A 19421-nucleotide genomic window follows, 5' to 3' on the forward strand; every position below is an offset into this window, starting at 1 on the left:
GTCCTATCATTATAAATTTTAATTAAAAACACTTTACATTCGATCTTGTTCATCCGCTTTTTTAATTGCCTTAACATTTTTCACTGCTTGATTTCCAAAATTAAATTTTAACGAAATAATAAAATTCTGAGTATCTCTATAATCCAGAAAATAGTTATCCTGATTTCCGTATTTTGTACTCACCTTTTCTTTGGAAGTTTTAAAAATATCATTAAACATCAGACTTCCTTCCAGTTTTTTGTTGAAAAACTTTTTGTTCATCACCAGATATGTAGCCGAAGAACTCGATATTCTGAAAGTTCCTTGTATAGCAGGCGAATTATAACGATGCCCTACTTCCAATTTCCAATCACTGCTTTTCTGCAAAGTGAAACTTGTAGAAACATCAGACGCAAAATTCCAAACTTTGTTTTTGTATAGAAGATCATCAATGCCAATAAAATAATTTTCATTATGTTCAATATTTTCAGAAACACTCAAGCTCCACCAAGGCTTGATTTGGAAATTTTTATAAACACTCAATCCATACGCCTGCCCTTTTTCAATATTTGTGTAATGATAAATTAAATTATTATTACTCGGTTCCTGATAAGAGATTTCCATTGATGGCGCAATTTCTTTACGGTAATAAAAATCAAGGTTCCATTCTTTCCAAGTATACGTGAAATTAAGATTATGAATAATCGTTGCTTTCAATTTTGGATCTCCCTGAAAATAAGAAAATAGATTGTAGTATGATTTTGCTGGATTCAACCAAGAATAAGACGGTCTGCTGATTCTTTTTCCGTAAGACAAACCAAATTGATGATTTCCTTCTGTGGTATATTGGGCGTATAAAGTGGGAAATAATTTCCAATAGTTATTTTTATTCACCTCATAAGGTTCTGAAACAACTCCTTCTAAATCAGTTTTTTCCGCACGAAGTCCTGCTTTAAAATTCCATTTTCCGGGATTGTAAGAAAGCGATGAATAAAGAGCAAAATTGTGTTCTTTGTAATCAAAAACATTGCTTTTGTCGGCTCTGTATTGCAATTGTTCATTTTCATTATCTGAAAAATCTAATTGGCTACTGGTTTTTACAAAACTATATTTGGACCCGGATTCTAATTCCCATTTGTCGTTTTTCCATTGATAATCAAATTGAGTAGAATACAACTGGACATCACTTTTATTATTGGTCACAAAGTTATTTTCTTTTGGAGATTGATTTACAAAATCAAGATACGTCAATACATTTTGATATTTCTGATTGTTGTTTCCTGCAAAATAATTCGTCCATGTCAACTTACTTTTCTTATTCAGTTTTCTATCTGCCTGAAAACTCACCGTATTATTGATGGTGCGAGAATGATGATCATTAATTGTTGTATAATTAGACTCTACAACATCCTGACTGTTATAAATTAAAGTGGGCACATTATACGTCCCAAAAGATTTCGGATTAAAAGAACCTGAATAATTAAGACTTACATTCGTAAGACTGTCTATTTCATATTCTACATTAAAATTCAAAGTATTCTGGCTTTTATTTTGGTCTTTACGGTTCATTGTGCTGACCCATCTTTGCTGATCTTCTATATAATTTACATAATCCGTCCCTTCTCTGTAATACGTTCCGGTTCCACGGTAATAGCTTCCCATTACAGAAAGTTTATCTTTCTTATAATATTGAGAAATTCCCGCTACCCCTTTTGCATACTGACTTTGTACATATTTAGAAGAAAGAATCCCACGATAACCTTCTATCTTATTTTTCTTTAACACAATGTTCAATACGGCGCTTCCCGATGCTTCATATTTTGCAGGTGGATTGGTAATTACTTCCACCGATTTCATATCGCTACCTTGCGTGTTTTCCAATAGATTTTTCAACTCATCACCCGTCAGCATTATTTTTTTATCGTTAATGGTTACGAGAATACTTTGACTTCCTTTGATCGCTAATACATCATTACTTGAGGTTACGCCTGGTGTCTTTTTAAGAATTTCCCATGCGTTGAGCGAGGAAATATTACTATTTTCTACATTAAATTCTAAACGGTCAATTTTTCTTTTTACTAAAGGCTTTTGCTTGGTCATCACAACCTCTTGGATATCCTGAATGTCTTTCTTCAAAACAATCAGTAAAGGCTGATTCTGTTTTTCCAGATCCAGGTCTTTTTCAAATTTGGAATATTCTAAATCTTTAATAACCAACTTCACAGAATTTTCGGGAATGCCTTCCAGCATAAAAACGCCATTTTCATTGGTCATCAATGTTTTTAGCAATATATTTTGAGAATTATAAACTTCAATAGAGACCAAAGAAAGTTTTTCATTCTGAGCATTCGAAACTGTGCCTTCAATCTTTTGTTTTTGTGAAAACATAAAAATTGGAAAACATAAAAAAAGAAAAAATTTATACATGATTAATTTTTTAACGTAAACTGATTTTTACAAACAGAAAAAAAACAGTCGACAAATATTCTGATACAAAAGTCTAGTTTACCCGAGAGAATTTCGGTTAATGAAAGGTTAATGATGAGTTAACGGTTATTGGAGAAGTACTAAAGTTTTATATTTGTTATCATGATTTTGAAAAGTAAAAATCTTATTGCACTCTTTGCGGCCTTATTTCTGCTTCTTTTGGGGATTCAGGCTTATTTCATGTATAAAACCTATCAGGTTAAAGAGCGGGAAATTTACAGAAGTGTACACAATAAACTTACTCAATACACCGATAATCTTGAAGATAGAAGAGGTTTAAAAAAAGCGTCTGACGAATCTTTACAGCATATTTTCATTGAGTATACCGATAAAAAAATCGACAAAAAAGACTTTTTAGATCTGTTTGAACAAAATAGAAAAAGCACCAAAGATCAGCTCAGTAATTATGTAGATAAACAGTTTGAAAAAGAAGGCTATAAAGTTGCGGTGAGAATAGAATATTTATCAATTATCTTTCTCCCTAGCAATACCAATTTGCTTGAAAAACCTATCATCTTATTTGAAACAAGAAATAAAATTGTAAAACCAGGAATTTCAAATACGGGAAATTGGCAAACCTCATCTAAATCAACATCAGACGATGATAAGAAAATAATTAAGAATAACAGCTTCCGTGTAAAAAGCCAGACAGACTTCGAAATATTAAATATTAAAAGTATCGTTTTCAGGGAATTGACCCTGCTTTTTCTATGTTGTATTGCGCTCCTGACAAGTGTATTAGTACTTTATATTTTTACCTTTAAAAATTTAATTAAACAACAGAAACAAGTTGAAATCTTACATACCGTAGTAGATAATATCTCTCATGAGTTTAAAACGCCTATTGCCACTTTAAAAATAGCCTCCAAAGCATTGAAGAAAGATTGGAACCCGGACACGCTTCCATTAGTAGAACGACAGATCAGCCGTCTTGAAAGTCTCATGCAACAGCTTCATAAAGACGAAACAGAAAATGAAATTCCAGAAATACAACCTGAAGATTGGAATTTCTTCATTCAAGATCTTGCTTTTACCTATCCTCAGATTCAATTTATTTTAAAAAATAAAATTTCGCAGCAACTTCCTTTTGATAAAAACCTCATGGAAACTGTCATTAAAAATCTCTGCGAAAACAGTGTAAAATATGGTTCATTAATTGTTGAGATAAAAATTTCTAACCCTCAAAAAAAATTGGAAATCACCGTTTCAGATAATGGACAAGGCATCGAAAAAAAAGAATTTAAAAATGTTTTTGAAAAGTTTTACAGAATACAATCCAACAACATCCATAATACAAAAGGATTAGGATTGGGTCTTTATTTCGTTAAAAAGATCATTGAAAAATACAACGGAAAAATAGAAGCAGAAAGTACGATTAAAGAAGGAACAACTTTTAAAATAACCATTCCTTATGAAAATTAAAATTCTATTGGTGGAAGACGATACTGATTTTGGAATGATTCTTAAACAGTATCTCGAGCTGGAAGACTTCGACGTAACATGGTTTCAAAATCCTGAAGATGTTGTAACGATTTTAACCTCAGATTTCAATTTTCAAATCGGTATCTTAGATATTATGATGCCTAATATTGATGGATTTTCTCTTTCTAAAATAATTTTAAAAGAAAAACCACAGTTCCCTATCCTTTTTTTAACCGCAAAAAATCAAAAAATAGATCGTCTGACAGGACTTAAAATTGGAGCCGACGATTATATTGCAAAACCCTGCGACCCAGAAGAATTAATTCTCAGAATTAAAAATATTTTAAAAAGAACATCCCATTCTACATTGCAAATGCATGTGAAAATCGGAGACTATAATTTGGATTCAGAAAAGCTGTTGTTATCTCATCCAAGAGGAGATATTCGCTTAACGATCCGTGAAAAAGACCTTCTTTTGTACCTTTTAAAACACAATCATCAAATGATAAAACGCGATGATATTCTAGACACTCTTTGGGAAACCAACGATTATTTTACCGGAAGAAGCCTCGATGTATTCATCAGTCGATTGAGAAAATACTTTATTGAAGATCCCACAATTAAAATTCAATCGCTGAGAGGAATAGGTTTTGAAATTGATTTTCCTGAAAAATAAGTTTTGTAAAAAAGAATTGCTAATTTTATAACAATGAAAACTAATATTCATTGTTATAGCCTTTAATTAATTAACTAAAAAAATAGAATGATGATTGATTTCAAAAAAGCAATCCATTTAGTATACAGCAACCCTGGAAGAGGAAGTTTGGAATCTTATTTCAAAACTCATTTTCCGGAGGATAAAATACAAATTCACTGTATTTATAATGACTTAACGACGGGACCTTTGAGCGATTTCACGTCTGCTCCTGACTTTGAGAAATTCAGTTCATACTGGAAAGCCATCGATGCTGTCTACTCACCCGATACAATTGAAAACAATGAGGAAAACAGCATAAATTTCAATGATTTATCAACTGAATTTAGTATTGATTTCCCAAAAGAGAAAACCTTAATTATCTGGCATGGAAGCGATGCTGGCGAAAAACTCATGTTATATCGTTATTGTAGTCTTTTAAAGAACAGGGATTTGCATGAAATCAATCTGGATGATTGGCCAACAACGTTAAAGAACGATTATAGAACCAATTGTTTAGCCATACAAAACCCGGAAGATCTTGATGGAATTTTCAACATTTTAAACGAGATTAACGAAAATACGAAATCATCTTACGCAAATGAATGGGAAAGGCTGAAAAAAGATCAAAAAACAAATAGAATATTGCAAGATGACCGTCTAATTTCTGTAAACGAGGATTATTATGATCAAAGTATTTTAGATAACTGTACTTCAGACTATCAAAAAGTTGCGAGAGTGATTGGCGAAACAATGGGGAAGCAAAAATCTACGATTGGAGATTATTATCTTCTGTATAGAATTCACATGTTGATCAATCAGCAACTATTAGAATATCAAGGTGATGTATCAACAATGCGAGAGTTAGAAATCAGAAAAAAATAAGCTTCATCCATAGAATAAAGCTCATTTTTATTTTAATATTTTATTAAAACTGTACATCTACCAAGACCGGAAAATGATCGGAAGGATACAATAAGTTTTCTCTTCTGTCATTGATGTGTCTGTGAGATTTTATTTTCAAACCTTTTACAAAAATATAGTCGATTCTGTTTTTCGGAACTTCATTAACGTTGAAAGCTGTAAAAGTGCCAATTGGACCATAATGTTTTGATTCTGAATTATAAAAACTGTCTTTCATATTTTGAGAAAGAATTTTAATGGGCTCAGAATCATCTGTCAAATTAAAATCGCCAGTCAATGTTACCGGTAAATTTTTAGGGTTGATTTCCTTGATTTTCTTTAGAATTAAATCTGCAGACTTCACTCTTGCAACATTTCCGATATGATCGAAGTGAAGATTCATTGCTAAAAATTCTTTCTTTGATTTTTTATCTTTAAAAACAGCATACGTGCAAATTCTGTTCAAAGCAGCATCCCATCCTTTTGACGGTTTTTCAGGCGTTTCAGAAAGCCAAAACGTTCCAGAATTTACAACCTGAAGCCTGTTTGTATCATAAAATATAGCCGAAAACTCTCCTTTTTCTTTACCGTCATCTCTTCCGACGCCTACATAATCGTAATTTTTCAATCCGTTTTTGATATCTTTCATCTGCTCGGGAAGCGCTTCCTGAACTCCGAAATAATCCGGGTGATAATAATTTAATAAATCCACTGCATCTTGTTTTCTCTCTGTCCATGCATTTTCCTTATCCGATTCTACCTGAAGTCTAATGTTGAAACTCATCACTTTTAGATCCTGCGAAAATCCCAATGCAAAAAACATCAGGAATACCATTGAAAATCTGAGATTCATATTCATCTGTTTTAAATTAATAAGTCACAAAAATAAAACTTCTCCGTGACAGAGAAGTTTTAGATGTATAATTATTATGTTAATTCTTGCAATAAGCAATAAGCAAAATTAACTTATCGTTTCCTTTAGTTTGACTTTTTTGCTTTGATCATTGCTTCCAATGCATCCCACATTTCCTGTGGAATATCTTCCAGCATATTAAATTCGCCTGCGCCTTGTAGCCATTCACCACCATCGATTGTTACAACTTCTCCATTCACAAAAGATGAAAAATCAGAAACTAAATAAGCAGCAAGATTCGCCAATTCCTGATGTTCCCCTACTCTTTTCAACGGATTTTTTTTCGCTAAATCAAATTGATCTTTCATATCTCCCGGAAGCAACCTGTCCCAAGCTCCTTTCGTTGGAAATGGCCCCGGCGCGATGGCATTGAATCGAATATTATATTTCCCCCACTCCACGGCAAGAGATCTTGTCATTGCCAACACTCCAGCTTTTGCACAAGCGGATGGAACAACGTAAGCAGAACCTGTCCATGCGTAAGTTGTTACGATATTTAAAACCGTTCCCGGCGTTTTTGAATCAATCCAATGTTTTCCAACGGAAAGTGTACAGTTTTTTGTTCCTTTTAATACAATATCTAAAATAGAATCAAAAGCAGAATGTGTTAATCTTTCTGTTGGAGAGATGAAATTTCCTGCTGCGTTATTTAATAGAATATCAATTCTTCCGAATTCTTTCAAAGCAGCTTCTTTCATTGCTTCTACCTCATCCCAATTTCTTACGTCACACGCAACGCAAAGAACTTTTCCGCCCGTTTCTTCTTCCAATTCTTTCGCTGTTCCTTGTAATTTTTCCAAATTTCTGGAAGTGATCACTACTTTTGCGCCTAATTGAAGAAAATATTTGGTCATTGCTTTTCCTAGACCGCTTCCGCCACCTGTAACGATGGCTACTTTATCTTTCAGTGCATCTTCACGCAACATCGGTTGTGTATATAGATTCATATTGTTTTAATTTTTCCTAAAAATAACAAATATTAAAATGCAATGCTTTAAAATAAATCAAGAAATGATGCTATAAATAACTGTTTTAAATTTTATAGTCTTAATTGTAAAAGAAATGACAATTTTACTTTAACTATTTTTTACTTTTTTCTTTTAAATTTACCCAAAAAATTGGCGATTTTTTCCAAATGTTTAAATAGGAGACTGCAACCCTAGCCCCGATTGCAGCTTTGTTTGAGCTCATTTTTCAGGATTTGGGTTTCGGCGGCTTCGCCCCCGAAACCCAAATCCTGAAAAATAGCGAGTGCGGAAAGCGGGAATAGCTTCAAATAAAAAATAAAAAGCAGCCTGACAATAAATTATCAGGCTGCTTTTATATTGAACAAGATTAAATTAATTATGCAGTAACAGTTCCTTTAAACGAAAGTGTTTTAGGAGTTTTGCTTTCGCTTGTTGTAACGTTAACCGTTTTCATGAATGGACCTGCAGCTGCAGCATTAAAACTAGCTTCTACAAATCCTTTTTTACCAGGAAGAATTGGAGTTTTAGTATAATCTGCTGTAGTACATCCACAAGACGGTGCTACATTTTCGATAACAATTGGCTTTTTAGATGTGTTTGTAAATTCGAATCTGATCAATTTTGGTTTTCCCTGAGGAATATTTCCAACGTCAATAGATTCTGATTTCCATGTGATATCAGCTTTAATTGTTCTCACAACAGGAGTTCCTTCAGCGGGAAATACATTTGCGTAAAATGGAGAACATGCTAACACTGCTAAAAGAGCTGTAATTTTTAAATTTTTCATGAGTATAAATTTTATTAATAGTTAAATATAAAAAACAATTATTATTTTTTGATATAACAAATGTAAAGCTGATTGTTACTCCAACATGTTAACCGCTATCAAACATTTGTTAATAAGTTGTTAATGATAAAAGATTAATAGATATTTTTGGATAATATTGCTTCACTAAATGGAAATAAAGAAACTCAATATTATTATTACCCTCGGCTTTGTCGCTATTATCGGAATTTTGATAGCCCAACTTCTATGGACAAGACAAGCCTATAATATTGAAGATGAAAAATTTAACCAAACCGTAAATATTGCTTTACTCGAAGTTGTGGAAAAATTGTCGGGAGGAAAAACTTCTTTTAGTGAAAATCCGGTTCAAAATATTTCCAACGACTATTATGTGGTTAATATCAATAATGAATTTCATCCCGAAGTATTGGAATATTATCTGAAAACAGAATTCACACGTTTACAGATAAATACAGATTATGTTTACGCATTATACAATTGCCAAAGTGATAGAATGATGTATGGAAAATATGTTTCTAAGCATCAGGAAAGTCCGAATATGGCTATTAAATTTCCAAAACATAAAAATTTAGTCTATTATTTTTCTATACGCTTTCCGGATAAAACTACGTATCTGATCAGTTCATTACGTTTTTGGTACGTGCTCACCTTTGCTCTTATTATCATTCTTTTGGTGTATGTTTATTCTATATATACCATTATTCAGCAAAAAAAATTCTCTGAACTGCAGCGAGATTTTATCAATAATATGACCCATGAGTTTAAAACTCCTCTTTCTTCTATACTTTTGGCTTCAGAAGCACTCACGAAGCAACAACTCATAAAAGAAAACCCTAAGCTACAGACCTACACCTCTATCATCACCGATCAAGGCTATAAGCTTAATAATCATATTGAAAAAATATTAAATATTGCTAAAAATGATGCTTCCGGACTGTCATTAAAACCTCAGAAAATCGTTTTATTGCCGTTTATTCAGGAAATTGCAGACACGATAAAACAAAAGAATGAAAATCTTTCTGTTGAAATAGAAATTGATAGCAATACGTCAATCATTGCCGATGAATTTCACTTTACAAATATCATTTATAATATTTTAGATAATTCAATCAAGTACTGCGAAACGAAACCTACTATTAGAATTTCTTCCTTTAAAGATTCAAAAGGTTTATATTTAAAATTTAAAGATAATGGAATGGGAATTCCGCCTAAAAATATTCCTCATATTTTTGATAAATTTTACAGAGTAAATACAAAAAAAAGTGATGAGGTAAACGGTTTTGGATTAGGTTTATTTTACGTAAAAAAAATCGTTCAGCAACATAACTGGAAAATTTCAGTTGAAAACAATAAGGATGAAGGGATTACGATAACTCTATTTTTACCGTCTTAAAAATATCAGTGCAAACCATGGAAAAATCTAAAATTTTATATGCAGAAGATGACAATACAATCGCTTTCCTGATTCAGGATAGCTTGGAGAGTTATTATGATATAGATTGTTATCCTGATGGAAAATCAGCGCTTGAAGCATTCAATAGCAAAAGTTTTGACATTTGTCTTTTAGATATTATGATGCCCGAACTCAACGGGTTTGAATTAGCACAATTCATCCGCGATAAAAACTCTGAAATCCCCATTATTTTTATTTCTGCAAAAGCTTTAAAAGAAGACAGGATTAAAGGTTTGAAAATTGGCGCAGACGATTATTTGGTAAAGCCTTTCAGTATTGAAGAACTCATTCTAAAAATTGAAGTTTTCTTAAAACGTTCAAAGAAAACAAGTACCACTACATCAAAATACAAAGTCGGAAAATATGACTTTGATCCTAAAAACTATACTTTACAAGATTCATTAAGCACGATTACTCTTACCCAAAGAGAGTCTGAACTGTTATTATATTTCATCAACCATAAGAATAGTGTTGTAAAAAGACAAGACATCCTTAAAGCTATTTGGGGAGATGACGATTACTTTATGGGACGAAGTCTTGATGTATTTATTTCAAGATTGCGAAAATTATTGGCTGATGAACAAAATGTAATCATTGAAAATTTGCATGGAATAGGTTTTAGGTTTTCTGAAAAATAGTCTTTCAATAATTTACTACATTTTCGTTTTATCTATAAACTTTGAAACTATTAAAATTTAACCGTAAAAGAGACAAAAGCTCTCTGCAGATTTAACCATTGTTTTATCATTATAAAGCAAAAGCCACTCAAAAGAATAAAAATCAAAGATTTTTTTTAAACTTATGTACTCTTATTAGCAGTTTAATAATTTACTTAAAACACTAAAGTGTTAATCTTTTGTCTCTTTTGTGGTTAAAATAAACACTTTTTTTAAATAAATAATTATTCTTTGATTTTGATTACTTTTATCATTCGAAAATTTACTTATCCATGAAAAATTCGGGAACTTCTGTTTTTCTATTATTTTTATTATTTAGTTTAAATCTTAAAGCTCAACAATTCGAAAAGCTCTATCAATATGTCAATCCATTAATTGGAACTGAAAAAATGGGGCATACCTATCCCGGAGCAACCGCACCTTTTGGAGCAATCCAATTAAGCCCTGAAACAGATACAATTTCTTATGAACTCAACGGAAAATACAACGGTGATGTCTATAAATATTGTGCCGGATATCGTTACGAAGACAAAACAATTGTTGGTTTCAGTTCAACCCATTTTAGTGGAACGGGACATTCTGATTTAGGAGATTTTCTTATCATGCCAACGGTTGGGAAATTACAATTGAATCCCGGAACTGCTTCAAATCCTGAAAGTGGATACCGAAGTAGATTCTCCCATCAAAACGAGAAAGCAGAAGCAGGATATTATAAAGTAAAACTTGACGATCATAATATTTTAGCTGAATTAACAGCTACAACCAGAGTTGGAGTTCATCGCTACACATTCCCTAAGTCTGACCAAGCTTATATTATTTTAGACTTGATGGCTGGAATTTACAATTATGAGGGTAAAAATGTCTGGACATATGTTCGAGTAGAAAACGGAAATACCATTACAGGTTACCGACAAACCAATGGTTGGGCAAGAACAAGAACCGTTTATTTTGCCATGAAATTTTCAAAACCATTTAAATCTTATGGCCAGAAAAATTATGATGGAAAACAGGTTTACAATGGTTTTTGGAGAAAATTTGACCAAACTAAAAACTTTCCGGAGATCGCTGGAAAGAATCTGAAAATGTATTTTGATTTTGATACGAATGAAAATGAAGCCATTGAAGTTAAATTAGCTATTTCACCTGTAAGTCAAGTGAATGCATTAGAAAATTTAGAAAAGGAAGTTGGTAATTTATCTTTTGATGAGATAAAAGCAAAAACTCAGGAAAATTGGAATAAAGAATTAAATAAAATTATCATCAAAGGTTCTGAAAACGAAAAGATAAATTTCTATACCGCGATGTACCATACGTTTATCAACCCGACAACCTATACAGATGTTAACGGAGAGTACAAAGGTTTAGACCAAAACATTCATAAAGCGGAAGGTTTTACTAATTATACTACCTTCTCGATTTGGGATACGTATCGTGCGCTTCATCCATTTTTTAACATTATTCAACCTAAAAGAAATGGAGATATGGTAAAGTCGATGATGGCTCATTACGATCAATTTTCAATGAAAATGTTGCCGATTTGGTCTCATTATGCGAATGATAATTGGTGTATGAGTGGTTATCACAGCGTGAGCGTGGTTGCCGATGCCATTATTAAAGGAAATTATAACGGTGATGCAAAAGCTGCCTTAATGGCTTGCGTTGAAACAGCCAACAAAAGGGATTACGAAGGCATCGGGCAATATATTGATTTGGGATATATTCCTGCAGAAAAAAGTGGAACTTCCGTTTCCAATACGTTAGAATATGCTTATGATGATTGGGCGATTGCTCAATTGGCGAAACATTTAGGGGAAACAGAAATCTACAACCAATTCATTAAACGTTCTGAAAACTGGAAAAACAATTTTGATAAAACCATCGGATTTATGCGGCCCCGTTTAGCAGATGGAAGTTTCAAGAAAGATTTTAATGCATTAAGCACTCACGGACAAGGTTTTATTGAAGGAAATTCGTGGAATTACAGTTTCTTTGTTCCTCAAAATCCGGATGAATTAATTAAAATGATGGGCGGAAAGAAAAAATTCGCTTCAAAATTAGATGAGTTATTCACAATGCATTTGCCTGACGAGTTTTTTGCAGACACAGAAGATATTACAAGAGAAGGAATTATTGGCGGATACGTTCACGGAAATGAACCGGCTCATCATGTTGCCTATTTTTACAATTGGGCAGGGCAACCTTGGAAAACTCAGGCTCAGATTAGAAGAATTTTAGAAATGCAATACAAAGCCACTCCCGATGGATTGGGCGGAAATGATGATACCGGACAAATGAGTGCTTGGTATATTTTGAGTTCGCTTGGTTTTTATCCTGTCGCTCCGGGTTCGGAAGATTATGCGATTGGAAGTCCAGCGATTGATAATGCTATTTTAAATTTAGAAAATGAAAAAACTTTTGAAATTGAAGCGATCAATCAAAGTCCGAAAAATGTATATGTTGAAAAAATTCTTCTCAATGGAAAAGAAATAAAAAACTTTACATTGAAACATTCTGATATTATGAATGGTGGGAAATTGAGTTTTTATATGAATTCTAAAGCTAGGAAATAATACTTAAACACAAATTACTCTAATGTTTTGCACTAATTTTCACAAATAAAACTCGTAATACTGTCATTCGGAACGAAATTAGATTAAAATTCATTCATCCGTAATTTGAATACGACAATCATGGTTTTGCATACATCAGATTCTTAATTTCTGTTCAATTTTGTATTATAAAATCAACAACAAGAATATGGACAAAGTAAAATTAGGAAATCAAGGATTAATAATCCCCAATATAGGTTTGGGATGCATGGGAATGACAGGTTTTGGTGATGCCGATATGTATGGTAAAACCGATGAAAAAGAAGCTATCGCAACAATTCACCGTTCTTTAGAATTGGGAGGTAATTTTCTGGACACCGCGGATTTGTATGGCCCTTTCAAAAATGAACAATTAATTGCAAAAGCTATTGAAGGTAATCGAGATCAATATATTATCGCAACAAAATTCGGATGGGAAATTGATGATAATGAACAAATTACTTGGAAAATCAACGGAACGAAAGATTATGTGAAAAAATCTGTAGAACGGTCTCTTAAAAATCTAAAAACGGATTACATCGATTTGTATTATATGCACCGTCTCGATAAAAACACCCCAATTGAAGAAACAGTAGAAGCAATGGCTGAATTGGTGAAAGAGGGAAAAATCGGATATATTGGTTTATCTGAAGTCTCTTCTGAGACTGTGAAAAAAGCGCATGCCGTTCATCCAATTTCGGCAGTGCAAAGTGAATTTTCTCTTTTTGAAAGAACAGTAGAAGAAAAAGGAGTAATCAAAACGTTGAATGAATTGGGAATTGGTTTCGTTGCCTATTCACCTTTGGGAAGAGGATTTTTATCCGGACAGATTCGTTCTATTGATGATTTGCCTGAAAATGATTTCCGAAGAGGAATTCCGCGTTTTCAAGGGGAACATTTTCATAAAAATATTGAATTGGTAGAAGCGATTGAAAATCTGGCAAAGGAAAACGAAATTACCTCTTCCCAATTAGCATTAGTTTGGATTATTAGCAAAGGAATTATTCCAATTCCGGGAACGAAACGTAGAAAATATGTAGAACAAAATATTGAAGCAAGTAAAATTGTGCTAAGTGAAGTTGATCTACAAAAACTGGAAAGTATTGTACCGTTGGGGACAGATACCGGAGCAACGTATGACGAATTCGGAATGGGACTTTTGGATTATTAATTTGTAATTTTGATAGGTTAGAAACTCAAACCTAACAGGTTTTTGAAACCTGTTAGGTTTTATGACACAATACGATCTCAGCCCGACTTGAACGGAAATCCTTTTGTGAGGAACGAACAAAAGATTGGGAGTGGAAGGCGGATAAAGCTGCCCAAATTATTATTAAAAAAGTTTAAAAATTATGAACACTATACAATCTATTTCGGCATTTCACAGGTTGCTTTCACTTCCCGAACCTAAGCATCCGATGGTAAGTGTCATTAACCTTCATGAAAGCGTTTTTATTGAAGACGATGTCTGGAAAGGCTTTGTAAGCAGATATTATTGTGTTGCCCTGAAACGAAATGCGAAAGGAAAGATAAAATACGGTCAGCAACATTATGATTATGATAAGGGTGTTTTGAGTTTTACGGCACCCAATCAGGTTCAGTATTTGGATTTGCAGACGATGGATTGTGAAAACACCGGTTATCTGCTGATTTTTCACGAAGATTTTTTGTTGAAACATTCGTTAGCAAAGACTATTTCTTCTTATGGATTTTTCTCGTATGCAGTGAATGAAGCCCTTCATTTATCTGAAGATGAAGAGAATGATTTGCTTGAAATCATGAATAAAATTGATAAAGAATGTCTGCATATCGACCATCATACGCAGGAAATTATCTTATCACAAATTGAATTATTACTGAATTATTCGAAACGATTTTACGAAAGACAATTCATCACCCGAAAAAGTGGAAGTCATCAGCTTCTAACTAAATTTGAATCTTTTTTGAATGATTATTTTGATAAAGAATCTTCTGATAAAGGACTTTTAACTGTTCATCAAATTGCCGAGGCAATGAATCTTTCTGCGAATTATTTAAGTGATCTTTTGCGGGTTCATACGGGACAAAATACACAACAGCATATTCACGAAAAGCTGATTAGTAAAGCAAAGGAAAAGCTTTCGACTACTGAACTTTCGGTAAGCGAAATTGCTTATGAATTGGGATTTGAGCATTCGCAGTCTTTTTCTACTTTATTTAAAAAGAAAACGAATATGTCGCCTTTGGAATTTAGGCAGTCTTTTAATTAAGTCTCCCACAGATTTCTCAGATGATTGCGTTTAAATATCTGCGTTATCTGCAAAATCTGTGAGAGAAAAATTATGTTTTGGCTAAAGCCAATTTTGAATATTAAATAAAAAAGTGGACTAAAGCCCACTCCTATTGATATAATTAGTTTGTTATATTTTATTCCTGAACTTCAAAAAGCAAACGCTCCCCGAATTTTTGGTCATTAATTTTTCCGTTATCGTAAACCAGATTTCCGTTAACAAAAGTGTGGGTAACTTTAGAATGGAAATTCGTTCCTTCCAGCGGGCTCCAACCGCATTTGTAAAGGATATTTTCTTTGGCAACTGTCCAGTTTTCATTTAAATCAACCAAAACTAAATCAGCTTTATACCCTTCTCTTACGAAACCTCTTTTCTCAACTCTGAAAAGAATCGCAGGATTGTGAGACATTTTTTCAACGATTTTTTCTAAAGAAATTTTTCCGTTGATATAGTTTTCCAGCATCACAACCAGAGAATGTTGAACTAAAGGCGCTCCCGAAGGACATTTTGTGTAGACATTTTGCTTTTCTTCCCAAGTGTGAGGAGCGTGGTCTGTTGCGATCACATCAATCCTGTCGTCCAGCAAAGCTTCCCAAAGTGCATCTTTGTCTTTTTGCATTTTTACGGCAGGATTCCATTTGATTAATCCGCCTTTTGTATCGTAATCTTCATTGGTGAACGTCAAGTGATGTACACAAACTTCTGCCGTTATTTTTTTATCTTTTAAAGGAATATCATTTCTGAAAAGTTCCATTTCTTTTGCAGTTGAAAGATGGAAAACGTGAAGTCTTGCTCCTGTTTTTTGTGCTAATTCAATTGCTTTTGATGAAGATTTATAACAAGCTTCCTCACTTCTGATCAAATGATGGAATTTCACGGGAATATCTTCACCATACTCATCCATATATTTCTGAGTATTTGCTCTTATCGTCGCTTCATCTTCACAATGAACAGCGATCAGCATTTTTGTATTGCTGAAAATATTTTCCAATGTTTCAGGATTATCGACCAACATATTTCCTGTAGAAGATCCTAAAAACAACTTAATTCCGGGAACATTTCTTGGATTTGTTTTCAAAACTTCTTCCAAATTATCATTGGTTCCGCCCATCATAAAGCCATAATTCGCATATGCTTTTTGAGAACCTATTTCATATTTATTCGCCAATAATTCCTGCGTAACAGCATTCGGAACTGTGTTTGGCTGATCAATAAAACTTGTAATTCCGCCTGCGATGGCAGCACGAGATTCGGTTTCAATATCGCCTTTGTGAGTCAGTCCCGGATCACGGAAATGCACCTGATCATCAATAACTCCCGGCAAAAGATATTTTCCTTCACCCTCAATAATTTGATCTGCTTCTTCCGAGATATTGGAATCTATTTTAGATATTAAATCATTTTCAATTAAAATATCACCTTCAAAGATCTGGCCTTCGTTAACGATTTTTACATTTTTGATTAAGGTCTTCATTTATTTTTTAGATATTAGATTTAAGGAATTATATTTAAAATACTAATTGTTATATTTCAAGTATAAAAGCAAAATTAAGGTTTATGAATGAATTTTAAGATCGTTCACAAAAATCTATTTCTAAATATTTACATTTGCAGAAAAAATTTCGACATTGTATAAGAAACTATTAGGGCAGACAATCATATACGGAGTAGGTGCAATTGCGCCAAGAATTATTTTATTTATTCTTAATCCGCTTTTGATCTATAAAATTCCCAATGAAGGTTTTGCTACTTTCACACAGCTTTACGCATGGATTTCGTTTGTGAACATCATACTTTCTTTTGGTTTTGAAACGGCTTATTTTAGATTTTCTGCAGAAGAAGGAAATGAGAAAAAGACTTTCAATACTTCTTTTTGGTTTTTATTTTCAACCTCTACTGTTTTCCTCGCATTGTGCTACTTATTCAATCAGCAGTTAGCAGATTATGCCGGATACCATGATAATCCTGAATACATTAAATGGTTTGCAATGATTGCTTTTTTTGACAACTTATTGGTGATACCTTTTGCTTGGTTACGTTTTCATAATAAACCAATCAAATATTCAGTAGTAAGGATCGTTCAAGCTATATTTCAGGCGGTTTTTACGGCTGCGTTATTTTTCTGGATTCCACAAAGTATTTCAAGAAGCTTTGGACTAGACCAAAATGTAGATTATCCGTTCTTTAGTAATCTTGCGGGAAGTGCATTAGGCTTTTTATTATTGCTTCCGATTATAGTAAAGGTAAGATTTCAATTCATTACTTCATTGTTTAGACGAATGATTAAATATTCATTCCCATTGATGTTAGCTGGTTTGGCATTTATGGTTAATGAGAACTTCGATAAATCTATTCAAAAAGGTCTTATATCAGATGAGGAGGCCGGTGCTTATGGCGGTTGTTATAAGTTAGCCGTTTTGATGACACTATTTGTTACCGCTTACAGAATGGGTATTGAGCCTTTCTTCTTTAAACAAATGGACAAAGGCGATTCTAAAAAAACGTATGCAAAAGTCGCTGAATATTTTGCATTTTTTGCCTGTGCCGTTGCATTAGGAATTATTGCGAATATTTCTTGGTTAAAAAGCGTTTTTATTCCTAACAAATCGTATTGGATTGCAATAGATATTATACCAATTATTGTCCTAGCCAATCTTTGCTTCGGAATTTACTATAACTTTTCGACTTGGTATAAAGTAACAGATAGAACGAGCGTTGGAACGATTATTTCTTGGCTTGGAGCGGGGATCAATATTGCATTGAATCTTTTAGCATTAAAATATTTCCGCAGTATGATTGGTTCTGCATGGGCTACTTTCGGAGCTTATGTCATTATGATGATCGTTTCTTATCTATTAGGTCAGAAATATTATCCTATACCTTATAGAATGAAAAAAATGTCATTTTTCTTGATATTACTTGGCGTTTTCAGTTTTATCATTGTGAAATATCTTAACTATAATATCTTAATGAGTAATGTTTTATTCTTAATTTTCATTGGAATTTTATTTTACTCCGAAAAAGATATGATCCTCTCCCGAATCAAAAAAAGCTAAAAATTGGTCTCTCTTTTGATAGTAATCAATTCTGTTTTTAAAAATTAAACAAACTCACTAAAGCTGATAAATATTACGAATAACAATAGTTTTAATTATTATCTTTAGCCGACAAATAAAAAATACTTAAATTATAAAACACTTAGAATTATATAAATGAAAATTATAGTACCTATGGCTGGACGCGGTTCCAGATTACGTCCACATACATTAACTGTTCCAAAACCTCTTATTCCGATTGCCGGAAAACCGATTGTTCAAAGATTGGTAGAAGATATTGCTAAAGTTGCAGGAGAAGAAATTGAAGAAGTTGCTTTTATCATCGGAGATTTTGGTCCTGAAATCGAAAAATCATTACTTCATATCGCTGAAAAATTAGGAGCAAAAGGAAGCATTTATTATCAGAATGATCCTCTTGGAACGGCTCACGCTATCAAATGTGCAGAAGCTTCCATGACAGGAGATGTTGTGATTGCATTCGCAGATACGCTTTTCCGTGCAGATTTTGTTTTAGATAAAAACTCAGATGGTGTAATTTGGGTAAAAAGTGTGGAAGATCCTTCTGCTTTTGGTGTTGTAAAATTAGACAACTACGGTTTCATTACCGATTTTGTTGAAAAACCAACGACATTCGTTTCAGACCTTGCAATTATTGGTATTTATTACTTTAACAGTGCTGAAAAATTGATGAGCGAAATCAACTATATCATGGATAATGATATTAAAAATGGTGGAGAATATCAATTAACAACAGCATTAGAAAACCTTAGAGCAAAAGGTGCGAAATTCTCTCTAGGAAAGGTAAACGACTGGATGGATTGTGGAAATAAAAACGCAACCGTAGAAACAAACAGTAAAATTCTTGCCTACGAGATTGAGGAAATGTCAACCTATCCGGCTTCTGCAGTTATCGAAAACTCTTTGATTATTCAACCTTGTTTTATTGGTGAAAATGTGAAAATTTCAAACTCAAAAGTGGGTCCTGGAGTTTCTTTAGGAAACAATACAATTATTGTAAATTCAAATATTGAGAACTCGCTGATTCAGGAGAATACAAGAATCAACCACGGAAACCTTTCTAATTCGATGATCGGAAATTCGGCTCAGTATTTTGGAGTTTCAAGAGAGATTTCTTTAGGAGATTATTCTGTTTTAGATTTTTTATCTAGATAAGGTCAGAATTTATTATATTTAAATAACATA

The 19421-nt window shown here is 32.9% G+C and carries 15 protein-coding genes; 10 read left to right on the forward strand and 5 right to left on the reverse strand.

Annotation, left to right across the window (positions count from 1 at the left end; translation table 11 throughout):
* Positions 1 to 33: 33 nt before the first annotated feature.
* A complete protein-coding gene (locus A0O34_RS06230; protein ID WP_228394359.1) occupies positions 34 to 2367 on the reverse strand; it encodes an outer membrane beta-barrel protein in 2334 nt (777 codons plus the stop codon).
* Between the two features lie 201 nt (positions 2368 to 2568).
* On the opposite strand from A0O34_RS06230, the gene A0O34_RS06235 reads away from it, so the two are divergent.
* The 3 genes from A0O34_RS06235 (at position 2569) to A0O34_RS06245 (ending at position 5467) form a co-directional block, all read left to right on the forward strand.
* Positions 2569 to 3888 (forward strand): sensor histidine kinase, encoded by a 1320-nt coding sequence (locus tag A0O34_RS06235; RefSeq protein ID WP_066752599.1) that lies wholly within the window; start codon positions 2569 to 2571, stop codon positions 3886 to 3888.
* Complete coding sequence (locus A0O34_RS06240; RefSeq protein WP_066752602.1) at positions 3878 to 4564, forward strand: response regulator transcription factor; 687 nt, start codon at positions 3878 to 3880, stop codon at positions 4562 to 4564. Before A0O34_RS06235 ends, A0O34_RS06240 begins: the two co-directional genes overlap by 11 nt.
* Before the next feature lie 87 nt (positions 4565 to 4651).
* Positions 4652 to 5467 carry a DUF3658 domain-containing protein gene (locus tag A0O34_RS06245; protein ID WP_066752605.1) on the forward strand — a complete coding sequence of 272 codons (816 nt, stop codon included), beginning with the start codon at positions 4652 to 4654 and terminating at the stop codon, positions 5465 to 5467.
* Positions 5468 to 5510: 43 nt separating this feature from the next.
* On the opposite strand, the gene A0O34_RS06250 is transcribed toward A0O34_RS06245, so the two are convergent.
* The 3 genes from A0O34_RS06250 to A0O34_RS06260 all read right to left on the reverse strand — a co-directional run bounded on the left by A0O34_RS06250 (position 5511) and on the right by A0O34_RS06260 (position 8153).
* Positions 5511 to 6338, reverse strand: coding sequence for an endonuclease/exonuclease/phosphatase family protein (locus A0O34_RS06250; RefSeq protein ID WP_066759549.1), 828 nt, complete (start codon positions 6336 to 6338; stop codon positions 5511 to 5513).
* Positions 6339 to 6463: 125 nt separating this feature from the next.
* The gene (locus tag A0O34_RS06255) at positions 6464 to 7345 is read right to left on the reverse strand and encodes an SDR family oxidoreductase (RefSeq protein ID WP_066752608.1); all 882 of its coding nucleotides are present in this window, start codon (positions 7343 to 7345) and stop codon (positions 6464 to 6466) included.
* A 397-nt stretch (positions 7346 to 7742) separates the two neighbouring features.
* Positions 7743 to 8153, reverse strand: a complete 411-nt coding sequence (locus tag A0O34_RS06260) for a DUF1573 domain-containing protein (RefSeq protein WP_066752610.1) — start codon at positions 8151 to 8153, stop codon at positions 7743 to 7745.
* Positions 8154 to 8322: 169 nt separating this feature from the next.
* Between A0O34_RS06260 and A0O34_RS06265 the strand changes: the two genes are divergently transcribed.
* The 5 genes from A0O34_RS06265 (at position 8323) to A0O34_RS06285 (ending at position 15141) form a co-directional block, all read left to right on the forward strand.
* The gene (locus A0O34_RS06265) at positions 8323 to 9567 is read left to right on the forward strand and encodes a sensor histidine kinase (protein ID WP_066752612.1); all 1245 of its coding nucleotides are present in this window, start codon (positions 8323 to 8325) and stop codon (positions 9565 to 9567) included.
* A gap of 17 nt (positions 9568 to 9584) precedes the next feature.
* On the forward strand, positions 9585 to 10265 hold the full coding sequence (locus A0O34_RS06270; protein WP_066752614.1) for a response regulator transcription factor: 681 nt from the start codon (positions 9585 to 9587) through the stop codon (positions 10263 to 10265).
* A 311-nt stretch (positions 10266 to 10576) separates the two neighbouring features.
* Positions 10577 to 12874 carry a GH92 family glycosyl hydrolase gene (locus tag A0O34_RS06275; RefSeq protein WP_082891110.1) on the forward strand — a complete coding sequence of 766 codons (2298 nt, stop codon included), beginning with the start codon at positions 10577 to 10579 and terminating at the stop codon, positions 12872 to 12874.
* A 187-nt stretch (positions 12875 to 13061) separates the two neighbouring features.
* Complete coding sequence (locus A0O34_RS06280) at positions 13062 to 14063, forward strand: aldo/keto reductase (RefSeq protein WP_066752616.1); 1002 nt, start codon at positions 13062 to 13064, stop codon at positions 14061 to 14063.
* 181 nt (positions 14064 to 14244) lie between these two features.
* Positions 14245 to 15141 (forward strand): helix-turn-helix domain-containing protein, encoded by an 897-nt coding sequence (locus A0O34_RS06285; RefSeq protein ID WP_066752618.1) that lies wholly within the window; start codon positions 14245 to 14247, stop codon positions 15139 to 15141.
* Positions 15142 to 15298: 157 nt separating this feature from the next.
* Here the strand turns inward: A0O34_RS06285 and A0O34_RS06290 are convergent, their stop codons facing one another.
* On the reverse strand, positions 15299 to 16636 hold the full coding sequence (locus A0O34_RS06290; RefSeq protein ID WP_066752620.1) for a dihydroorotase: 1338 nt from the start codon (positions 16634 to 16636) through the stop codon (positions 15299 to 15301).
* 154 nt (positions 16637 to 16790) lie between these two features.
* On the opposite strand from A0O34_RS06290, the gene A0O34_RS06295 reads away from it, so the two are divergent.
* Positions 16791 to 18218, forward strand: coding sequence for an oligosaccharide flippase family protein (locus A0O34_RS06295; protein WP_066752621.1), 1428 nt, complete (start codon positions 16791 to 16793; stop codon positions 18216 to 18218).
* Positions 18219 to 18374: 156 nt separating this feature from the next.
* On the forward strand, positions 18375 to 19391 hold the full coding sequence (locus A0O34_RS06300; protein ID WP_066752624.1) for a sugar phosphate nucleotidyltransferase: 1017 nt from the start codon (positions 18375 to 18377) through the stop codon (positions 19389 to 19391).
* Positions 19392 to 19421 lie beyond the last annotated feature (30 nt).

The sequence above is a fragment of the Chryseobacterium glaciei genome, from assembly GCF_001648155.1.
GTDB lineage: Bacteria > Bacteroidota > Bacteroidia > Flavobacteriales > Weeksellaceae > Chryseobacterium > Chryseobacterium glaciei.